At 40.8% G+C, this 18,510-nt stretch carries 14 protein-coding genes; 7 read left to right on the top strand and 7 right to left on the bottom strand.

What is annotated here, in order from left to right; translation table 11 throughout:
• Positions 1-5: 5 nt before the first annotated feature.
• Together CDH51_RS04195 and CDH51_RS04190 are read right to left on the bottom strand one after the other, a co-directional pair.
• Positions 6-1,862 (bottom strand): tetratricopeptide repeat-containing sensor histidine kinase, encoded by a 1,857-nt coding sequence (locus CDH51_RS04195; RefSeq protein ID WP_157807038.1) that lies wholly within the window; start codon positions 1,860-1,862, stop codon positions 6-8.
• Between the two features lie 113 nt (positions 1,863-1,975).
• Positions 1,976-4,138 (bottom strand): alpha-glucuronidase family glycosyl hydrolase, encoded by a 2,163-nt coding sequence (locus CDH51_RS04190; RefSeq protein ID WP_100627382.1) that lies wholly within the window; start codon positions 4,136-4,138, stop codon positions 1,976-1,978.
• 171 nt (positions 4,139-4,309) lie between these two features.
• Here CDH51_RS04190 and CDH51_RS04185 point away from each other — a divergent pair, with 171 nt between their 5' ends.
• From CDH51_RS04185 to CDH51_RS04165, 5 genes are all read left to right on the top strand, one after another.
• Positions 4,310-7,558 carry a UvrD-helicase domain-containing protein gene (locus CDH51_RS04185; protein ID WP_100627381.1) on the top strand — a complete coding sequence of 1,083 codons (3,249 nt, stop codon included), beginning with the start codon at positions 4,310-4,312 and terminating at the stop codon, positions 7,556-7,558.
• Positions 7,555-10,392: a PD-(D/E)XK nuclease family protein gene (locus CDH51_RS04180; RefSeq protein WP_100627380.1), complete on the top strand. Its 2,838-nt coding sequence runs from the start codon at positions 7,555-7,557 to the stop codon at positions 10,390-10,392. Before CDH51_RS04185 ends, CDH51_RS04180 begins: the two co-directional genes overlap by 4 nt.
• A gap of 166 nt (positions 10,393-10,558) precedes the next feature.
• Positions 10,559-10,927, top strand: a complete 369-nt coding sequence (locus CDH51_RS04175; protein WP_157807037.1) for a hypothetical protein — start codon at positions 10,559-10,561, stop codon at positions 10,925-10,927.
• A gap of 151 nt (positions 10,928-11,078) precedes the next feature.
• On the top strand, positions 11,079-11,468 hold the full coding sequence (locus CDH51_RS04170) for a hypothetical protein (protein WP_100627378.1): 390 nt from the start codon (positions 11,079-11,081) through the stop codon (positions 11,466-11,468).
• A gap of 156 nt (positions 11,469-11,624) precedes the next feature.
• The gene (locus tag CDH51_RS04165) at positions 11,625-12,017 is read left to right on the top strand and encodes a hypothetical protein (protein ID WP_100627377.1); all 393 of its coding nucleotides are present in this window, start codon (positions 11,625-11,627) and stop codon (positions 12,015-12,017) included.
• A gap of 358 nt (positions 12,018-12,375) precedes the next feature.
• Here the strand turns inward: CDH51_RS04165 and CDH51_RS04155 are convergent, their stop codons facing one another.
• The 3 genes from CDH51_RS04155 to CDH51_RS04145 form a co-directional block, all read right to left on the bottom strand.
• Positions 12,376-12,975 carry a virulence RhuM family protein gene (locus CDH51_RS04155; protein WP_232724738.1) on the bottom strand — a complete coding sequence of 200 codons (600 nt, stop codon included), beginning with the start codon at positions 12,973-12,975 and terminating at the stop codon, positions 12,376-12,378.
• Positions 12,972-13,628 (bottom strand): hypothetical protein, encoded by a 657-nt coding sequence (locus CDH51_RS04150; RefSeq protein ID WP_100627375.1) that lies wholly within the window; start codon positions 13,626-13,628, stop codon positions 12,972-12,974. Before CDH51_RS04150 ends, CDH51_RS04155 begins: the two co-directional genes overlap by 4 nt.
• Positions 13,629-13,798: 170 nt before the next feature.
• Positions 13,799-14,305 (bottom strand): RidA family protein, encoded by a 507-nt coding sequence (locus CDH51_RS04145; RefSeq protein WP_100627374.1) that lies wholly within the window; start codon positions 14,303-14,305, stop codon positions 13,799-13,801.
• 70 nt (positions 14,306-14,375) lie between these two features.
• On the opposite strand from CDH51_RS04145, the gene CDH51_RS04140 reads away from it, so the two are divergent.
• Both CDH51_RS04140 and CDH51_RS04135 read left to right on the top strand, forming a co-directional pair.
• Positions 14,376-14,837, top strand: a complete 462-nt coding sequence (locus CDH51_RS04140) for a GNAT family N-acetyltransferase (protein ID WP_100627373.1) — start codon at positions 14,376-14,378, stop codon at positions 14,835-14,837.
• A gap of 101 nt (positions 14,838-14,938) precedes the next feature.
• Positions 14,939-15,763 carry a universal stress protein gene (locus CDH51_RS04135; RefSeq protein WP_100627372.1) on the top strand — a complete coding sequence of 275 codons (825 nt, stop codon included), beginning with the start codon at positions 14,939-14,941 and terminating at the stop codon, positions 15,761-15,763.
• Here the strand turns inward: CDH51_RS04135 and CDH51_RS04130 are convergent.
• Positions 15,727-17,412 (bottom strand): Na/Pi cotransporter family protein, encoded by a 1,686-nt coding sequence (locus CDH51_RS04130; RefSeq protein WP_100627371.1) that lies wholly within the window; start codon positions 17,410-17,412, stop codon positions 15,727-15,729. The genes CDH51_RS04135 and CDH51_RS04130 overlap by 37 nt on opposite strands.
• Positions 17,413-17,560: 148 nt before the next feature.
• Positions 17,561-18,490, bottom strand: coding sequence for a hypothetical protein (locus tag CDH51_RS04125; RefSeq protein ID WP_100627811.1), 930 nt, complete (start codon positions 18,488-18,490; stop codon positions 17,561-17,563).
• Between the last annotated feature and the right edge of the window lie 20 nt (positions 18,491-18,510).

The raw sequence follows: 18,510 nt of genomic DNA, 5'->3' as shown, positions 1-18,510 counted from the left end.
AGGGATTAGGTGGTTTTGCTTTTGGGAAGACTGATTAGGATCTCGGTGCCTTCATCAAGTTCGCTTTTTATTTCCAATGAACCTTCGTTTTTCTCAATAAACTCTCTCACAAGCAGTAGTCCAAGGCCTGTTCCTTTCTCCTTATGCGTTCCTGGAGAAGATTGCACTCTGACCATCTTGTTGTTGATTTCATCCAACTTTTCGGGAGATATCCCTACGCCTTGATCTTTGACGGAGAGAAGGACATTATTTTTTTTCTCTGAAAGCTGAATTGAAATTTGTCCCTCAGGCTTTGAAAACTTAATGGCATTCTGCAGGCAATTTTGAAGGATGATTTTGAGTTGCTGAGGATCTGCCATAGCAAAAACTGGAGAGGTTGGCGGATCAAATTTAAAGCTGAGGCTTTTTGCCATCGCTTGATAAGAGAGGTGATTTAATTGCTTTTGAATGGTTTCTACTAAGTTTACTTCGATTGGCTTGGTGATGATACCGTCAAGTTGAGCATGTGACCAATCAAGCAATTCCTCTAGAAGTTGATGAGTCTGATTGACTTGATTTGTAAGTAGGTCTTGTACACTCTTTCGTTCTTCTTCCCCTTTGAAAAATCCTGCCTTACTCAATTCTAAGAGTTGCTTGATGGAAGTAACAGGTCCTTTTAAATCATGCGAAAGGATAGAAAAGAGCTTGTTTTTTTCTTCATTTATAGAGGTGAGCTTTTCGTTTTTGGCCTCAATTTCATCTTGTTTGACTTTGAGCTGCTCAGCAAACTTATTTTTCTTCACCAAAAGTCTCGAGTACAAGATTAGCCCGGATATCGTCACTGCCAGTGCGATCAACAAAAGAATCAAGTATTTTCTGTTGAGACGTAATTCGTTTTGGGCACTTTCCTGCTCTTGCTTCAGTACCTCATTCTCTGCATCGCTCAGCTGCAATTGCAGAAAACTGATCTCTGAATTTTTGTTTTGATTGTAAAGGCTATCAGAATAGGATTTGTTGATTCTGCTGTACTCCAATGCTTGCTGGTAGGCTCCTGCTTTCTCGTAAGCTGTTGAAAGAATTGCCGAAGCCCGCTCCTTATCCCAAAGCGCATTGACTCGCTCAGCATAGTTGAGAGCTAGTTTTCCGTATTCGATTGCACTCGGATAATCATTTCTTTCGCATTGGATTTCGGCCAGACCCGCATAGGCAAAAGTCAATTCCCAGTTTGAGGTTTTGGGATATTCATTCAAAACTTGCTGATAGGTCTGTTCAGACTTTGAAAAGTCCCCCATTTCAAAATAGACCTTAGCCTGTCTATTGATTATCATGGGCATAAGCGGCTCATCGGGATAATTACTCAAAAAATTCAGGCCTGTTTTGAGTGAAACCATGGCCTCCTCGTAATTCCCCAATTCAGATTCAGAAATGCCTTTGTTAAAATAATTCTTTCCTAGTCCAACACTGTCTTGCAGTTCTTGATTGATTTTAATGCATTCATCCAAGACCTTGATTGAATTTTCATACTCATGCTGACTCAGATAAATGAGCGCTCTACCATTGAGAGCATAGACGTAATCTTTTTTACTGTTTTGGTCTTTTAGTATTGCAATTGCATTAGAAAAATGCCTTAAAGAACTGGCATAATCGCCATTAACATAGTAAAGGGTGCCGGACTGGTTTTCAAGCTTTCCTAGAAGTATGGGATCCTTTGGGAAATACTCATTTCTAATCTTCTCTGCCTGATTTAGAAAGTACCATGCACTGTCTAGTCTGATGTATCGGGCTGTAATAGACCGATCCAACAAGCTATCAAAAGTGTCCCGTTGAGCGAACAGTGCTAAGGGAGTTATCAAGACGAAAATCCAAACTAGGACAAATCTCACTACCAAGGTTTGAAAGGGTATTTGAAATAAGAATTGCTAAATTATAGAATATTCCTGCTTGAAGAAAGCTTAATTAGACCATATGGATTTTCATTGTAAATATTTCGAGAATTTTACCAATTTGGCTTGATGCCGGGAGCAAAAGGAAACCTTAAGCTCTTGTAATATTCGAGATCGCCTTGCGGTTTTTCAATCTCGTCGGGAAATGGTTTTCCAGAAAAAGTCTGGAAGTACAAAAGGCAGGCATTTCGCCACCATCGAGCCTCTTCTATTTGGACAGAAAGTAATTGATTGACGTGATGAAATCGCTCTTCATCCAATTGCCCTTCAAGTTTTTGCCAATTTTCCTTCATTTCAAGAGCGGTTTTTACACCCGAGTCGTAGTGAAGGGCCATTTCTTCCCAGAGTGTTTTTCCCGATTTCATTTGAAAGTCCCAAGGGATGTGATGAAACCAAAGCAGGTATTTCTCTGGAATTTGGGTTGGGTCAGACCATTCCTTGACTATTTCAGGAGCATATTGGCCAAGGGCATTGCTACCCGAGGAAGTCCGATCAAAACCGATTCCCTGGCTATCAGCTTTATGATAATAAAGAGAAGTCCAATCGGCTCTTCCTCCTTCTACCCAAGGCCCGGGACCATAATGGTGGCTTCTACCCATAAGGTGATGCAATCCCAGCGGAGTCATATAATTGACTGCTGCTTCATGTGATTCCATCATGATATTTTGGACGGAAGAGAGCAATGTCTGTTCATGGCCAAAGGTTAGTTTGATCCATTCTGAAGCTATGCTTTCCGCATCTTGATAGGGGTTCCAGGCCATTTTGCCAAAGGCATACCAATTAGCCTGTCCGAATAGGTGGCCTGTCCAGTTTCTGTCTGTCCCAATATTAGAGACTCCCGCCATTAAAGTCAGTTTTTGGCCGGAGTCCGAACCGTCAATGATGCTTGCAACGGTGGTAGATGGACCAGGTCGATAGGTTTTAGTATTCAAAATCTCCTCCCACATGGGGCCCAAATACACCAATTGGGTAGCCTGGCCCAGGTATTCTTGAGTGATTTGAAATTCCATGCCCAGATTGGTCTCATCCACTGCTCCAAATAGCGGATGAAATGGCTCTCTGGGTTGAAAATCGATGGCTCCGTTTTTGACCTGAATAATTACATTTTCCAAAAACTTCCCATCCAAAGGTTCAAATTCGAGATTTGCCTGCTTGTGTCGGTCTTCGTCGATTTCATGCGAATAAACAAATGCTCTCCAAATCACATTTCCGCCAAATGGAGCCAAAGCTTCCGCCAGCATATTAGCACCCTCTGCATGATTTCTTCCGTACTCGTGAGGACCGGGTTGACCCTCTGAATTAGCCTTAACCAGAAATCCACCAAAATCAGGGATATGCTGGTAAATCATCTGGACTCTTTCCTTCCAGAATGCCCGGACATCCGAATCTAGCGGATCGGCTGTTTCTAGGTTTCCCATTTCGATAGGAGCTGAAAAACGGGCAGTGAGATAAACCTTGATGCCATAAGGTCGGAAAAGGTCTGCAAGAACCTTCACTTTTTCGATAAAGTCTTCCCGTAGAATCCAAGCATTTGCATTGACATTGGTCAGGGATACCGCATTGATTCCAAGACTTGCATTGGCTCTTGCATAGTCAATATACCTTGGGTCAATATAGCCGGGAAGCTTATGCCAATCCCAAATCGAAAATCCCGCATAGCCTCGTTCCACCGTTCGATCCAAATTGTCCCAATGATTCAACATCCGCAATTGAACCTTGGGTTGGTCTGAATTTTCCGCATTTGAATCGAACTCGCCGATTTGGATACTTTTCAAAAAGTCAAAACTTCCATACAAAACCCCAACTGGAGAATTTCCGGTGATGATGTAGGTCTTCTTTCCGTTGATTTCCAGCGGTCCACGCCAGTATCCTTCTTCGCCTAGATTTTTGATTTCAGCCTGCTGAGAAAGTCCGAGATACTGGGATAGTTCAGATCGAGTACCTACAAGGAGTTTGAAATCCCCGTCCCTTGTGGAAAGGAATTTGGCTTTTTGGTCTAAAAACCCCTCAGCACTTCGAGTAAATTCCTCTTTGATGATATCATAAGTAGGATTTTGAGTAAAAAAATAGATTCCCGAAAAGAGCTGATCCACCTCCTGTCGGAGTTTACTTTCTTCAATCTTTTCGTAAGAAAGCCAAAGCTGGTAACCGTCTTTTGCTTGTAGCTTTGGTACTAGGCAAAAGGTAATTAGAAATGCGAATAATAGGTTTTTCATGTGTTTATATGTCTCTCCCTAAAATTGTAAAAAAATAAGTGGCTTTGCCAATCAAATAGGAGGAGTGGTCAAAATCTGAAAACCTCATCCTTGACAATTCACGTCAAAGAATGCCGATCACTGCCTAAATAGTGAAGAGCTTTTTTATCTTCGCTTTCTGACTTTTGAGATATGGCTGAGCAATCCAAACCTTTTATCATCTACAAATCCTCGGCGGGTTCGGGTAAAACCTACACGCTGACCTTGGAATACCTCAAACTTGCCCTTCAAAATCCACAAACTGCTTTTAAGCAGATTTTGGCTGTAACCTTTACCAATAAGGCCACGCAGGAGATGAAGGAGCGGATTTTGAAGGTTTTGGGTCAGCTAAGTCGAAGGGAAATTTCTGGCTCAGAATTAGAAAAAGTCCTGATGGAGTCTTTGGGTTTGAGTCCCGAGGAACTTCAATCCAGAGCCAAGCAAACACTCCTTCATATCCTTCACGGCTATGGGTATTTTGCTGTCAGCACCATCGATTCATTTTTCCAGCGGGTGATTCGATCTTTTGCCAGGGAAATGGACCTTCAAGCCAAATTTGATCTCGAAATGGATACAGATGCCGTTTTGGAGCGATTGGTGGACCGACTTGTAGAGAAGGTTAGTCAGGATAAAAACTTGAGAACTTGGCTGGTAGACTATGCCAAGGAGCAGATTGAAAATGAGAAATCCTGGGATATCCGATCCGGGATCAAAAGTTTGGGTTCTGAGATTTTCAAGGAGGGTTTCAAGGCCTACAGACTGCTTTTTCAACAAAGTGTAGCCCAAGAAGGCTTTCTGGGTGAATTCCGTCAATACATCCGATCTGAGCGGGCCAAATTGAAAGCCGAAGCTGAGTCCATGAAGCAAAAAGCAGAGGAAATTCGTGTCGCTCATGGTTTGGAATGGACGGATTTTAAAGGAGGGACTAGAAGTTTTGCTCTAAACTTTGGAAGACTTGGAGACTCTGAAAAACCTTTTACGAAATTAGAATCTTCGAGAATAGAAAAGTTGAATGATCTCTCTGAATGGGCTTCAAAAACTTCAAAACTTATATCTCAAATCGAAAATTCATACTCGAATGGTTTGTTGGAAATATTAAATCAAATTCCCGTCAAACAGATTCAATGGAACACATTCGAAGCCTTACACAGAAATCTCAATGCCTTTGGTGTTTTTAGAGATTTGATTTTGGAATTGCGTGAGCTGAAAGATGAAGAAAGCATCCTTCTGATTTCGGATGTGAATGACTTTTTGCAGGAAATTACCAAAGACAATGACGCGCCATTTATTTATGAAAAAATAGGCAATCAATACCGCAACTTCCTGATTGATGAGTTTCAGGATACCTCTGATTTTCAGTGGTCAAGCTTTAAGCCTTTGCTCGAAAACTCACTTGCCTCGGGCAATACCAATTTACTGGTTGGGGATGTCAAGCAATCTATCTATCGCTGGAGAGGAGGGAAACTGGAGTTGCTGCTGTCTGAAGTTCAAAAGCAGATTCCTAGCTCTTACATTCAAGAGGAAAATTTGGATACCAATTATCGAAGCCTACCTGGAATTATTCAGTTTAATAATGCTTTGTTTCAAGCGCTTCCTCCATTGATGGAAGATGGCATCGAAAGTGAATTTGGAATTGATTCGGAAGCCTTGCTCAGTAGTGCCTTCCAAGAAGCTAACCAAAAAATTCCTGAAAAGAAGCTTGAATTGGATTTTCAGGGCAAAATACGAATTGAGTTTACCCAAAAGCCGGCGCGCTCAGGCTATCAAGCTGATGAAGAAGAGGAGGAAGAAGATGATGGTGTTTTGGAAAAATTACCACAACTCGTCAAAGACCTGCAGGACAGAGGTTATCAGTTAAAAGATATAGCCTTCTTGGTTCGAAAAAATGCACAAGGGGTAGAAATCGCTGATTACCTGATGGCTTACGACCGAGACCATCCTGATTCTTCCTATCGCTTTGATGTGCTTTCTGAGGAATCCCTTTTTTTGGATAAGTCGGCCGCGGTCAAATGTTTACTCGCTTTTTGGCAATATCTCAGCAATCCGTCTGACCGGGTTGCACTCAAAACTGCCTGGTACTATTATGCTTTGCTACATGAGATTCCTTTTTCTCATGAACTCTTCCATAAGTTCAAGCAAGTACCTGAGCTAAAATCCAAGGATGAAGAATTGCAGGCGCGAACCAATGAATTTCTTCAGTTGCCTTTGTTGGAATTGATTGAGGAAAGCATTGCTTTCTTGGATTTGATGCAGCTTCGGGCTGATTTGGCCTATATCTCTGGTTTCAAAGAGGCTGTTTTTGATTTTGTGAAAAACAATCGTGCTGATTTAGTCGGATTTCTGGATTGGTGGGAGCTGAATAAGCGGAAGCGTACCGTCAAAATTCCAGAGGATCATGATGCCATGCGTATTTTGACGATTCATAAATCCAAAGGGCTGCAATTCAAGGTGGTGATTATGCCTTTCTTGGATTGGAGGATTGTCGCTTCGGGACTGCAAGCTCCTGTGATTTGGTCTCCATTTGAATCCGAAAGTGGGCTAAAAACCATTGTTCCTTTGACGCATGGAAGCACCTTGAAGGATTCCTTTTTTGCCAAGGCCTACGAAGATGAAGTCAAACTAGCTTATCTGGATTCATTGAATATGCTCTATGTGGCCTTTACCCGGGCTGAGGAGGTGGTTTGGGGCTATTCGAATTTTACCAATAGCAAATCCAATGGCGTTTCCCAAAAATCAACAGGAAATGTCCTTTACAAGCTCTTTTCTTCAGATTTTCAGATTTCTGAATTTGGCTCAAATCAACACTGGGATGAGGAAAATTTGGTTTTTGAAGCTGGCGAATGGGCTGCTCTTAAGCAAGGGGAAACCCAGCCCGGTTTTGTTCCAAAGCAATTACGATGGGAAACTCAAGACTGGCGATCCAAGCTTAAAACGAAAACCATTGCCTGGGATTTTTCGGAAAATGGCTTGCAAGCTCGGGCGCAGCGCAAACTGGGTGTCATCGTCCACGAACTCTTGGCTGCTTCCCAAACCCAAGAAGAGGCTATTCGACTCCTTCAGCAATATACTTTTGAGGGAAGAATCGATCAAGAAACAGCCAAGGATGTAACGGATCAATTGAAGAAGCTATTCGAAATACCCCAGTTTCAAAGCTGGTTTGGAGGGGATTATCTGACTTTGGCAGAGCAGGGAATTCTTTTACCGGGTGGAAATCAAAAACGACCGGATCGGGTCTTGATCGGGGAGCGAGAAGTCATTGTAGTGGATTTTAAAACAGGTGAAAAATATGCCTCTCATCCCAAGCAAGTCAAAGAATACATGGTATTGGTTCATCAGCTGAGTCAGAAACCTGTCAAAGGATTTTTATGCTATTTGGAACCCACAGAAATTATTGAAGTATGATCCCATTTTTGAAAGAAACTGCCCAAAAACTTTTGGATTCGAACCATCGCATGGAAGAATTGGTGGTGGTCTTGCCTAACCGGAGAGCAGGCCTGTTTTTTACCCGATATCTGGGTGAGTTGATTGATCAGCCCGTATGGATGCCGGAAGTCAAAACGATTGAGCAGGTATTTTATGGTTTGGCTGGAAATACGCCAGCGGATGATCTGACTTTGATCTTTGAGTTGTATGAGCTTTACCGGCAAATTCAGGAGGAACCAGAAGATTTTGATCGCTTTTATTTTTGGGGGGAGTTGATTTTGAAAGACTTCAATGATCTGGACCAATTTCTTGCTCCGGCTAAAACCTTGTATCAAAACCTCGCCGAAATCAAGGCCTTTGAGTCCGATTTAAGTTTCCTCACCCCGGAGCAACGTGACTTGATCTCTCAGTTTTGGTTAGCATTTGCCAAGCAAAATGATCAGGAAAAACAGAAGTTTCTTCGATTTTGGCAGATTTTGGGCCGCTTGTATGAGGACTTTCAGCATAGACTAAAAACAGCTGGATTAGCCTATTCAGGCCAATTATATAGAAAAGTAGCAGAGAATCTGCATGCAATCCCAAGACCGGAAAAGCAGCATATCTTTGTAGGTTTCAATGCCTTTACATTGTCTGAGGAAAGATTGATTGGGCATTTCGTCAAGGAGTTTGGTGCGGAGATTTTCTGGGATCTAGACCAATATTACCTGAATGATAAATTGCAGGAAGCGGGTTTGTTCTTCAGAGATTATCATCGGGATTCCATTTTTGGAAAGACTTTTCCGGAGGAAATACCAGATCGAATTCGGCATCAGCGAGAAAACATTCATGTTCATTCCATTCCATTGAAAACCAACCAGGCCAATTTGGTAGGGAAGCTTTTGGAAGAGATTCCTGCGGAAGAGGCCTTGGAAGAGACGGTGATCATTTTGCCGGATGAGCAGCTGCTTTTTCCGGTACTGCATTATTTGCCGCCGCAGATCGATAAGTTGAATGTGACCATGGGCTATCCGGTCAGGAATGCGCCTGTCTATGCCTTTTTGGATGCGGTCTTGGATTTGCAGCGTTATGTGAAATTTAGGGAAGAAGGGGTGAGTTTTTATCACAAGCCAGTGACGGATTTATTGTCATTTCCCTATCTGCTGCAGGAAGATCCAACTCATTTTCAGGGATTGCTGGATAAAATTAAGGGCGAAAATCTCCTAGAAATTCCTGCTGATCTTTTGGTCGGCCAATCCGAATTAGCTGCGCTAGTTTTCAAACAGGTAGACCCTTCAGAGATTTTTGATTACTTGACGGATTTGATCACCCACCTGGCCTTGATGCTTCAGGAGGATGAGGTTCAGCGTTCTTATCTCTTTCAGGCTTTCAAGCAACTGAACCGAATCAAAGAGATTTTCCAGGGCAATCATTCCAAAGCTTTAAAAATTGATTTTGTACTCAAACTCTTTCGGCAGATTTTCAGAGAGTTAAAGCTTCCTTTTGAGGGTGAACCACTTCAGGGCTTGCAAATGATGGGGGTACTGGAGTCCAGAAACCTGGACTTTCGAAGAGTAATCATTTGCGATCTGAATGAAGGGAGTTTTCCTCCCGGAGGTGGCATCAATTCCATGATCCCATTCAATCTTCGCAGAGCATTTGGTTTGCCTGTTCAGGAGCAAAATGACGCTATTTACGCCTATACTTTTTATCGACTTTTGCATCGTGCAGAAGAAGTTCATTTGATCTATACGACGGCGGCGGATCAAGGTAAAGCAGGGGAGATGAGCCGCTTTCTTCAGCAGATGCAGGCGGAATTGGGCGTAGCTGCTCCGGAGATTTCCATGGTACCGGTCGGGTTGACTCCTTCAAAAGTCATTGAAGTGGCAAAAAGCCCACAAGTTCTGAATGACATGGAGGCTTTTCTGGCCAAGAGTAATCCAGAGGAAAAAAACCGACCACTTTCCGCTTCTGCACTGAATATGTATTTGGATTGCAGACTCAAATTTTATTTCCGCTATGTGGCTGGTTTGAAAGAACGGGAAGAAGTGGTCACAGAGATCGATCCCTCTACTTTTGGAACTATTTTGCATAATGCCGTGGAGATTATCTATGGGCTGGGGGAAGGAGAAGATTCAAGAAAAATTGATCCGCATGAAATCAAGCGCTTAAGACCTCAAGTGCAGACTGCGGTGGATCAGGCGATTCGAAATTTCTATCAACTGGAGGAAGGGAAGAAGATGGACTATTCCGGGCAGCTGCAGATAGCGAGGGAGATTTTTGTCAAATACCTGGAAGCTATTTTGGATTACGATCAGGAGAATGGGGAATTCACGATTTTGGGTGTGGAGAAAAATGTCCCAGCTAGTATTCCTGTGGAAACGAAAGAGGGGACAGTTCATTTTGCTCTTCAGGGAGTCATAGACCGGGTTGATGAGAAGGATGGAGTGGTGCGATTGATTGACTACAAGACCGGGAAAGACGATAAGAAAGTGCTATCTATCGCCTCTTTATTTGACCGAGATGAGAAGAAGCGAAATAAGGCAGCGATGCAAACCCTATTGTATGCGTATTTTTATCAATTTGAGCATCCGAAAAATCGAAAAGCCCTGAAGCCGGGAATTTTTAATATTCGGGAAATTTACAATCCTAACTTCAATCCATTCCTTCAGATGAATGGGCAGGAAATTCATGACTATCGGGAAGTGGAAGAAGAATTTGTATCAGGCCTATCGGCTATGCTTGGGGAGATCTTAAATCCGGAAGTTCCTTTCTCTCAAACCGAGGACGAGGAAAAATGTAAATACTGTGCTTACAAGGAGATTTGTGGGAGGTGATAGGAGTATCAAGTACGAAGATTCAAGTATCAAGTAGAGGATATGAATTGATGCCTTTTCCAGGTGTAGCAGGAATATGATTAGGTCTAAGTCTAGGTGTAGTTTGAAGCTATCCCAACGATGATTTAACTACACTCAAAAGGGGGCGTACTAAACTAATAAAAATATGAAGATTCGTTATTGGAGTGTTATTTTGATGTTAATAATGATTTTTATTATAACGATAGTTGTCCTTTTTAATAAAAGGACTTCTAATATCTGTGAGTTACATAAAGAGCTTTACTTTGATTCAATAAAAAACGGAGTTGTGATTGATAAATTTATTGATTATTCCAATCATTCGTTTGAGACAATTATCATAAAAGATGGAGATAAAACATATAGGCTTCTTGTAGTCCCAGACAAAAATGATAAGGATTTTGAATTTTTAAATATCAATGATAGAATTCAAAAACATTCAAATTCTTTCAATTTTACTGTAAATAAGAGTTATCAGTTTGAATTAATGATAGACTGTGAGTTTGATATAATTTAAACTCTTCTGGGAGTAGCAGGAATATGATTAGGACTAGGTGTAGTTTGAAGCTATTCCTCCCAACGATGATTTGACTAAACTCAAAATGGGGGTACAAAAGAAATTATCGCTACACTTATACATTTGATTTGAAACGATTTGTCTTAGGAAAATGATGAAAAGAAAATTTGAGGTGCTGATTGGGGTGTTGGTCTTTTTGGTGTTCGTGACTTTAATTTTCACAGGGAAAATAGACCTCCATTCTGGAGATTGGCAAAAAATTAGATGTGAAGCGAAAGACAGAGCAATTAATGAAGAGATTAGTGGAGTTGTCATTAAATCTTACAGGGATATGGATAATCATAATAGTAAAACTGTTGAATTTGAAAGCTTTGGAAAAATGAAAAAAACCTTGATTCTTCACCTTGAAGTGAGTGGGATACATGAAGAATTGGTTGAAGGGGATTCTATTTTAAAACCAAAGGGGCAACTCAAGTTTTTTTTAATCAGGGATGGCAATATCAGGGAATTGATGTTAGACTTTGACTGTGATCAGCCATAATGGAAGGTTTCTCTTCTGGGAGTAGCAGGAATATGATTAGGACTAGGTGTAGTTTGAAGCTATCCCAACGATGATTTGACTACACTAATAAGGGGGTTACAAAAGAAATTATTGCTACACTTATACATTTGATTTAAAGCGATTTGTCTTAGGAAAATGATGAAAAGAAAACTTAAGGTTCTAATTAGTGTATTGATTTTTTTGGTGTTCGTGACTTTAATTTTCAAAGGGAAAATAGACATCTATCCAAAAGACTGGAGAAATAAAGCAAGGTGCAAAGCAAGGGATCGTGCTTCCAAAGACATTATTAGTGGAATATTTGTTAAATCCTACAGAGATGGTGGTAACCATAACATAAAGACCTTAGAATATGAAAGCTTAGGAAAAATAAAAAAAAGTTTGATTCTTGACTTTGAAGTTAGTGGTGTTTATGAAGAACTGGTTGAAGGGGATTCTATTTTTAAACCAAAGGGTCAACTCAAGTTTTTTTTAATCAGGGATGGCAATACCAGGGAATTGATGTTAGACTTTGACTGTGATCAGCCATAATGGAAGGTTTTTCAATTATATCAATCTTTGCCTTAATTGTCTTAGCGTTGATAGGTAATATCCTATTTTACAAGTTGAAAGGAATCCTTGTAAAGCATGGAATAGACAGCCATCTTCTTTATGGTCATTTTTCTGATATTATCGATTTTGTCTCGCTCATTAACAGGACCGAAGACCCTGAAAGGAAGAAAAAATTCATAATTCTTCTGGTCTCACTACTGATTTCACTGATTGCTTTTATTGTGGTCGCTTATTTTCAGATAATCAACCGGTAATGGTTGAAGAAATATACTATCTGGTAGAACACTTGCAAAACCTTGCTGCTTCCCCCTTGGGAGTAGCAGGAATATGATTAGGACTAGGAGTAGGTACTATCACCCGGTCGCCACAATGATTTGACTACACTCGGATGGGTATCCGGTAAACTGAGTCTTTGATGGTCATAATCATCCAAAATATCCAAAGCAGTGGAGAATTCGGATAAAACTTCAAATATCCCTTTTGTTTGATCGTCTGAACCAAGATTCTGTATTGTTCTATTTACAAGTTTAATTGTTTTCTGGAGTTCCAGTAGCCTCTTTTCGTTAATCGTGTAGCCTTTTACCAGGTGATCTTTAATGATCTTGTTGGCCCAAATTCTAAAAGCTGTACCCTGTTTGGAATTAACCCGGTAACCCACAGAAATAATCAGATCCAAATTATAGATTTTTTTCTGTCTCTTTACTTTTCTTTCTCCTTCCTGTTGAACTTGTGTAATTTTTGCACAAGTTGCTTTTTCATTTAATTCAGAGGTTTTGTAAATATTTCGGATATGCCTCACTATTGATGTCCGATCTGTATCAAATAATTCAGAAATCTGATATTGATCCAACCAAAGAGTGTCATTTTCAAGAAGTACTTGAATAGTAGGTTCATCTTGTCCTGACTGATAAATCACTATTTCACCTGAGTGTTTCATGAGCTAACCTTTGATTGTTGGTCTTCAAGGTACTTACCTTTGGCTTTTTTGAGTTCTTGAGTCTCTTCATATTCCAAATTTAATCCTAGGTAGGTAGTAGAGAGATCAATTCGGTCATGAAAAAAAAGCAACCGTATCATTCTTCTTAGTTCAACTTTGTGTGAAGGGGTTTCCAATTGAAAAAAAACTTTCACTTTCTTATCGTCAACCATAAACTCAATGAAGTTATTCACACCTTGAGAATAAGCTGGTCCACCGTAGTATCTTTCAATCGGATACGTTTCAGTCCATAATATTTCATCAACTACTTGAAAAATTCTAAACTCAAATTTTTCTATTTCAGTCCAAGAATACGAATAGTCATTTATTCTGATTCTTTCTACACATATTTCAAGTTCACCCTCTAATTTCCCATATTTCTGTTCCTTTTCCTGGGAACCCCAATACGCAGAATAAAAAATCAATCCTAGTATAGAAAAAAGCAAAGTCCTAATTGAAAAATCATTGTTTGAAGATAAATTCACTTGGCTGGCTATTAAACCAATCGTCAAGAATAAAAAATAACCTCCATACATTAATTTTGAAGAATTGATCCTCCAATCGATTCCTTTAAACGGTACAAAAATTTTTGCTTTAAATGCAGGAGGCTTCATTTTGTTCTCAAAATTGCCCATAACTCACTTTTTTGTCTACTTTTTGTTGATTTATCCCTCCAATCCAAAGGTATTTTTTTGTTCCATATTTCAACACGGACTCCAATAATGAAACTCAATCAGCTTTTCTTCTTTAAAAAAAGAGAAAATTAAAGCAAAATTAAGCCAGGTCATTGATCTTCCAATTCCACAATTATCTCAATTTCCACCGCAATATTATTGGGTAAAGCAGCAACTCCCACAGCCGATCGGGCATGTTTTCCTTTTTCTCCAAATACTTCCACCATCAAGTCTGAAAAGCCATTGATCACCGCAGGATGCCCCGTGAAATCAGGTGCGGAGTTGACCATTCCCAGTACTTTGACAAATTGCTTGATGCGACTCAAGTCTCCTGTAGCGGCTTTAAGGACAGCGATAATTTCCAAGCCGGTTTCTCGGGCAGCTTGATAGCCTTCCTCGGGAGTAAGATCACTTCCGACTTTTCCAAAGACATCCGGACCATTGCCAGCGAGATACAACACATTGCCAACTTGCCTCCATTTCACGTAGTTGGCCATCGGCTGACTGATCTCAGGAATAGAAAGACCCATTTGCTGGATTTTTTCTTCAGGCGTTTGGGCATGGCTAAAAGAGTAAAAAGCAAAAATTGAGAATAATAAAAGGCAGTATTTTTTCATGATCAAATTGATTAAATCACTTCAATCTAGGAGAAATTCCTGAAATTTAGCTTCTCAAACTTCCTTTTTAATGCAAAACCTTCAAATCATCCCCTTTCAGGCCAAGCTGCAGCCTGAATTTGAAGCCATCAATCGAGAATGGGTCGAGGAGCTATTCTCGCTAGAGCCTTTTGATATTGCTCAGCTCCAATCACCTCAGGAAACCATCATAGAAAAAGGTGGAGCTATTTATTTTGCCAAAATGGATGATCAAATTCTAGGGACTGTTGGACTATCCAAAGTCGACAAGCATACCTTTGAATTGATCAAAATGGGAGTCAAGAAATCGGCTCAAGGTAAAGGAGTGGGTATGTTCTTAGGACAGCAGGCTTTGAATAAGGCCAAAGAAATGGGGGCGAAAAAAGTGGTTTTGTATACTCATACCAAACTCCAAGCTGCCTTAAAAATCTACCAGAAATTGGGTTTCAAAGAGGTGCCTGTAAGAGATGGTAAATATTGCCGATGTGATCTGATGATGGAAGTTGATGTTTAAAAAACTGATTAACTGACAATTATCATTTTTTTGCTTGATATCCATCAAAGTCAAGGCCACTTATTTTTTGGAAATTTGAGAAGAATCAAAATCCAAAAGCTATGAAAACCATTGTCGTTCCCTTTGATTTTTCTACCTATTCACTAGAGGCTCTGAAAACTGCACAAAAAATAAGTGTGAAGTCTGGAGCACAGATAGTCTGTGTGACTGTCATTCCTTCTGAGATTGACTTTGAAAAACTCTCCGAGGAAGCTAAAATGAAATATACAGACCTGATCGAACAAAAGACCGAGGCGGAGGAGATATTGCCTGAATACATTCAGCAAATAGCACCTGCCAAGGCTCCAATCGAACAGGTGGTGAAAATTGGGGTGCCACATGAGCAAATCCTTCGAGAAGCTAATCGCTCCGGGGCCGATATGATCGTGATGGGAGCCTATGGAAAGGGCTATACCGAAGGGAAATTCATAGGTTCTAATCTTCAAAAGATTCTAAGAATGGCGGATATGCCGGTATTGGCTGTCAAGGTGGCTTTGGATGGAAATGATCTTCGGAAAATCGCCTTTGCTTCTACCTTCCAGCAAGATACCCCAAAGGCTTTCGCTAAAATCAAACCTTTCGTAAAAGCTTTCAAGGCATCTGTTCACCAGCTTTTTGTCAATACTCCAGGCAATTTCCATACTTCAGAAAAAATCCAGGATGGAATGAAACTGTTCCAAGCTGGTAATGAGGAAATAGTATTTCACCAACATACCTACAGCGCCGAGGAGGTAGAAAAAGGAATCGTTGCCTTCTGCGAGGAAGAGGGGCTTCATTTGGTAGCTCTTGTTTCAGGAGATCATAAGCTAAGTCCAGCTTATCAGGTTGGAGTGACTGAAACTGTCCTCTTTCAAGGCGATTTAGGTGTCTTGAGTGTCAAAGCCTGACTTCTAGCATCCTCAGATGGGTCAAAAACTTCATTGATTGGGTGTCGCCAATGCAATACAGCGGCACCCAAATTATAAAGCCCTCTAGAAAACTCCCTGGCGACATTTGTAAAGGTTGAAAAGGGGATGTCAGTTTTATGACTTTTTGCTTCTTGAAATAATTTTTCAACCAATTGGCTGGAGTCTAATTCCGATTCACGCATCCATGATGGGACTTGAATCTCAGTTTGTTCAACTTTGGCCAGTTGATCAATTTCAAGAATTCGCTCTTCGAATTTTACTTTTAATTCTTCCAAGAAATCCTTCGGAAGATTTCGCGATGAGTTTCTTAACTCCTTGATATTGTGATGTATGTCCTTAAAATCCTTGGCTGAGAAGATCATCAATCTCACGGAAAGCATCAGTGAGGTGAGTGTTTTAGCCTCTTTCTCATTTATACTGGCTTTTTGAAGTTTGAGATGATAGGCAGTAATTTCATCCTCGACGAGCTTCAAGCTTTGATATAACCCTAGGTATTCAACGGGTCTACTTAGTATTTTCTTGAATATTCCTTGTTTGGGAGATGAAATACCTTCCTCAATGATAGTAAGAGAAATGAACTTTTTTGTTTTCACAAAAAGCTCCTCGATTTCCTTTTCCAATGCTTGGATTGCCGCATCTGGAACAGCCACGTCCACGTTCTGAATGTAGAGAGTATGGGGTTTTTCTTTTGTGAGAAAACGGCCTTTAAGCCATTTGGTGATTGGTTTGATAAATGGAAGGAAAAGCAGAACTCCAAATGCATTCAAAACAGTATTAAAAAGTGCCAAATCCAAAAGAGGATCTTTTCCAATGGGTAGGCTGCTTATCCATTGAATAATCAATGGTATAAAAAACAAGACAATCAGTCCGGTAACTACATTAAAAAGAAAATGAAGTGAAGCCAGTCTTTTTTTATCAGGGGTACCTCCAAGAGCTCCCAAACTGACGGTGACTGTGGTACCGATATTGGCCCCAACGGTAGCTGCTGCAGCTTGATCCAGTCCTAAAATCCCTGAGCTGATCGCACTAAGTAGGATTACTAAGGTCGCCGAACTTGACTGAATGATGGCAGTAAGGATAAGTCCAATCAAAGCAAAAACAACTAAACCCCAGTCCGCATACAGGCTAAAATCAAAGTTTTCTGCCAAGGATTCAATCGACCCTTTCATCAAATCAATACCAAAGAATAAAAGTCCAAATCCCAATAAAAAGGAACCTAGATTTTTCAGAATAAAGTAACGGGATGCTAAAATGAAAAGTAAAGCCCCAACGCCGATCAGAGGTAAAGAAAAGGAGGCGATATCTACTTTGAATCCAAGGCTATAAACCAGCCAAGCGGTAACAGTGGTACCTAGGTTGGCCCCTAAAATGACTCCTGCGGCATGGCTGAATCTAATTATTCCGGCGCCTAGGAAAGCTAAAACCATCAAAGTGACCAAAGAACTACTTTGTAAAAGTGCAGTCACGAGGGTTCCGCTGATAATCCCTTTGATAGGAGTATCAGTAAATTTTTGTAGCAAGCGACGAAAAGTCTTTCCGCTAAACTCATTAAGACCAGCCTCCATCTGATGCATGCCCAGAAGGAAGATTCCCAGCCCAGCCAGAAAGTCCCAAATTTGAAATGTCAAAACTTGAAATGATTAATTCTCGACAGTTGTCAGAGAATAGTGTACAGCAAGAGTGAATTTAGGTAAATCTCTACCAATTCAGAAAAAAGATTTTGGATACCAATAAAAGTTTTGGATAAAACCTGGGGTAGTGGGGAAAGGATAAAGATTACCAGAATCTGAATCGCTTCTCGTTGATTCGGTTTCTGAAAATCCAGTTGTCGAAAATATCCCTGGACCAATGAATCTCCAGGCCAACATTCACTGTCATGTATCCATCGAATCGGTGTGTGAGCCCAGATCCTCTGCGAACACGGCCATTGTTTCTTAAAATTTTGTCCACATCCGGCATTCCATTATCATCCAAAAAATCGGGATTTCGGATAGCTAATCGGAGTCGGTCCGGATTTCTACCCGATACATAATCATCCACTAAATCCAAGTAAAATTCCGACACATTGAAAGCCGAAATATCATCCATGTAGTCGGTCAAAGTGAAGCGATAATTCCCTTCGAAAGTCAGATCCATGTACACATTTAGTTTGTACTTGAAGCCAAGTCCCATGGGGAAGACGGTGATGAAGCGATCATAGGGGTTGTTTTCCAAGGCTAGTGGCCTTAGATCCACCCATTCTCCATCGAGTTGAGCCTGAGGATTGTTGGTGGACATTCCTATACCTACGAAAATGTATGGGTTCCAAAGTGGACGGTGGATATTCGGAACTTTGACGGGGTGCCAAAAATATTGGATTACTCCTGAAACTTCCCAGTTTCGAGCTCGGAAATGAAGGTTTCTAGGGGTACGAAAAGCCCTTGGATCGGAGGGAGGGTCTTGGCCGGACATTTTGATGTAGGAGAATTCTCCTTTAGCCCTGAGATTTGTTCCTATAGTTCTATGAAAGGCAATATTTGCATTCCAGTCTGGCTGAACTCCTTCATTGTATTTCCAGAAGGAATATAGCTCTCCAAAATACTGGGTAGGACCTATACTGGCAGAGATCGACCATGGCTCCTCGAACCGATAGCGGTAAAAGCTTTGCGCACTGGCTTGAAAACTCCAGCCTATCAAAAATACAACTATAAAGCCTAGCTTTCTCATTATCAGGCCTGCTCGGTCCA

The sequence above is a fragment of the Algoriphagus formosus genome (assembly GCF_002807035.1).
Lineage (GTDB): Bacteria > Bacteroidota > Bacteroidia > Cytophagales > Cyclobacteriaceae > Algoriphagus > Algoriphagus formosus.
Note: the sequence above shows the minus strand (reverse complement) of the source record. Positions and strands in the feature narration are given on the sequence as shown.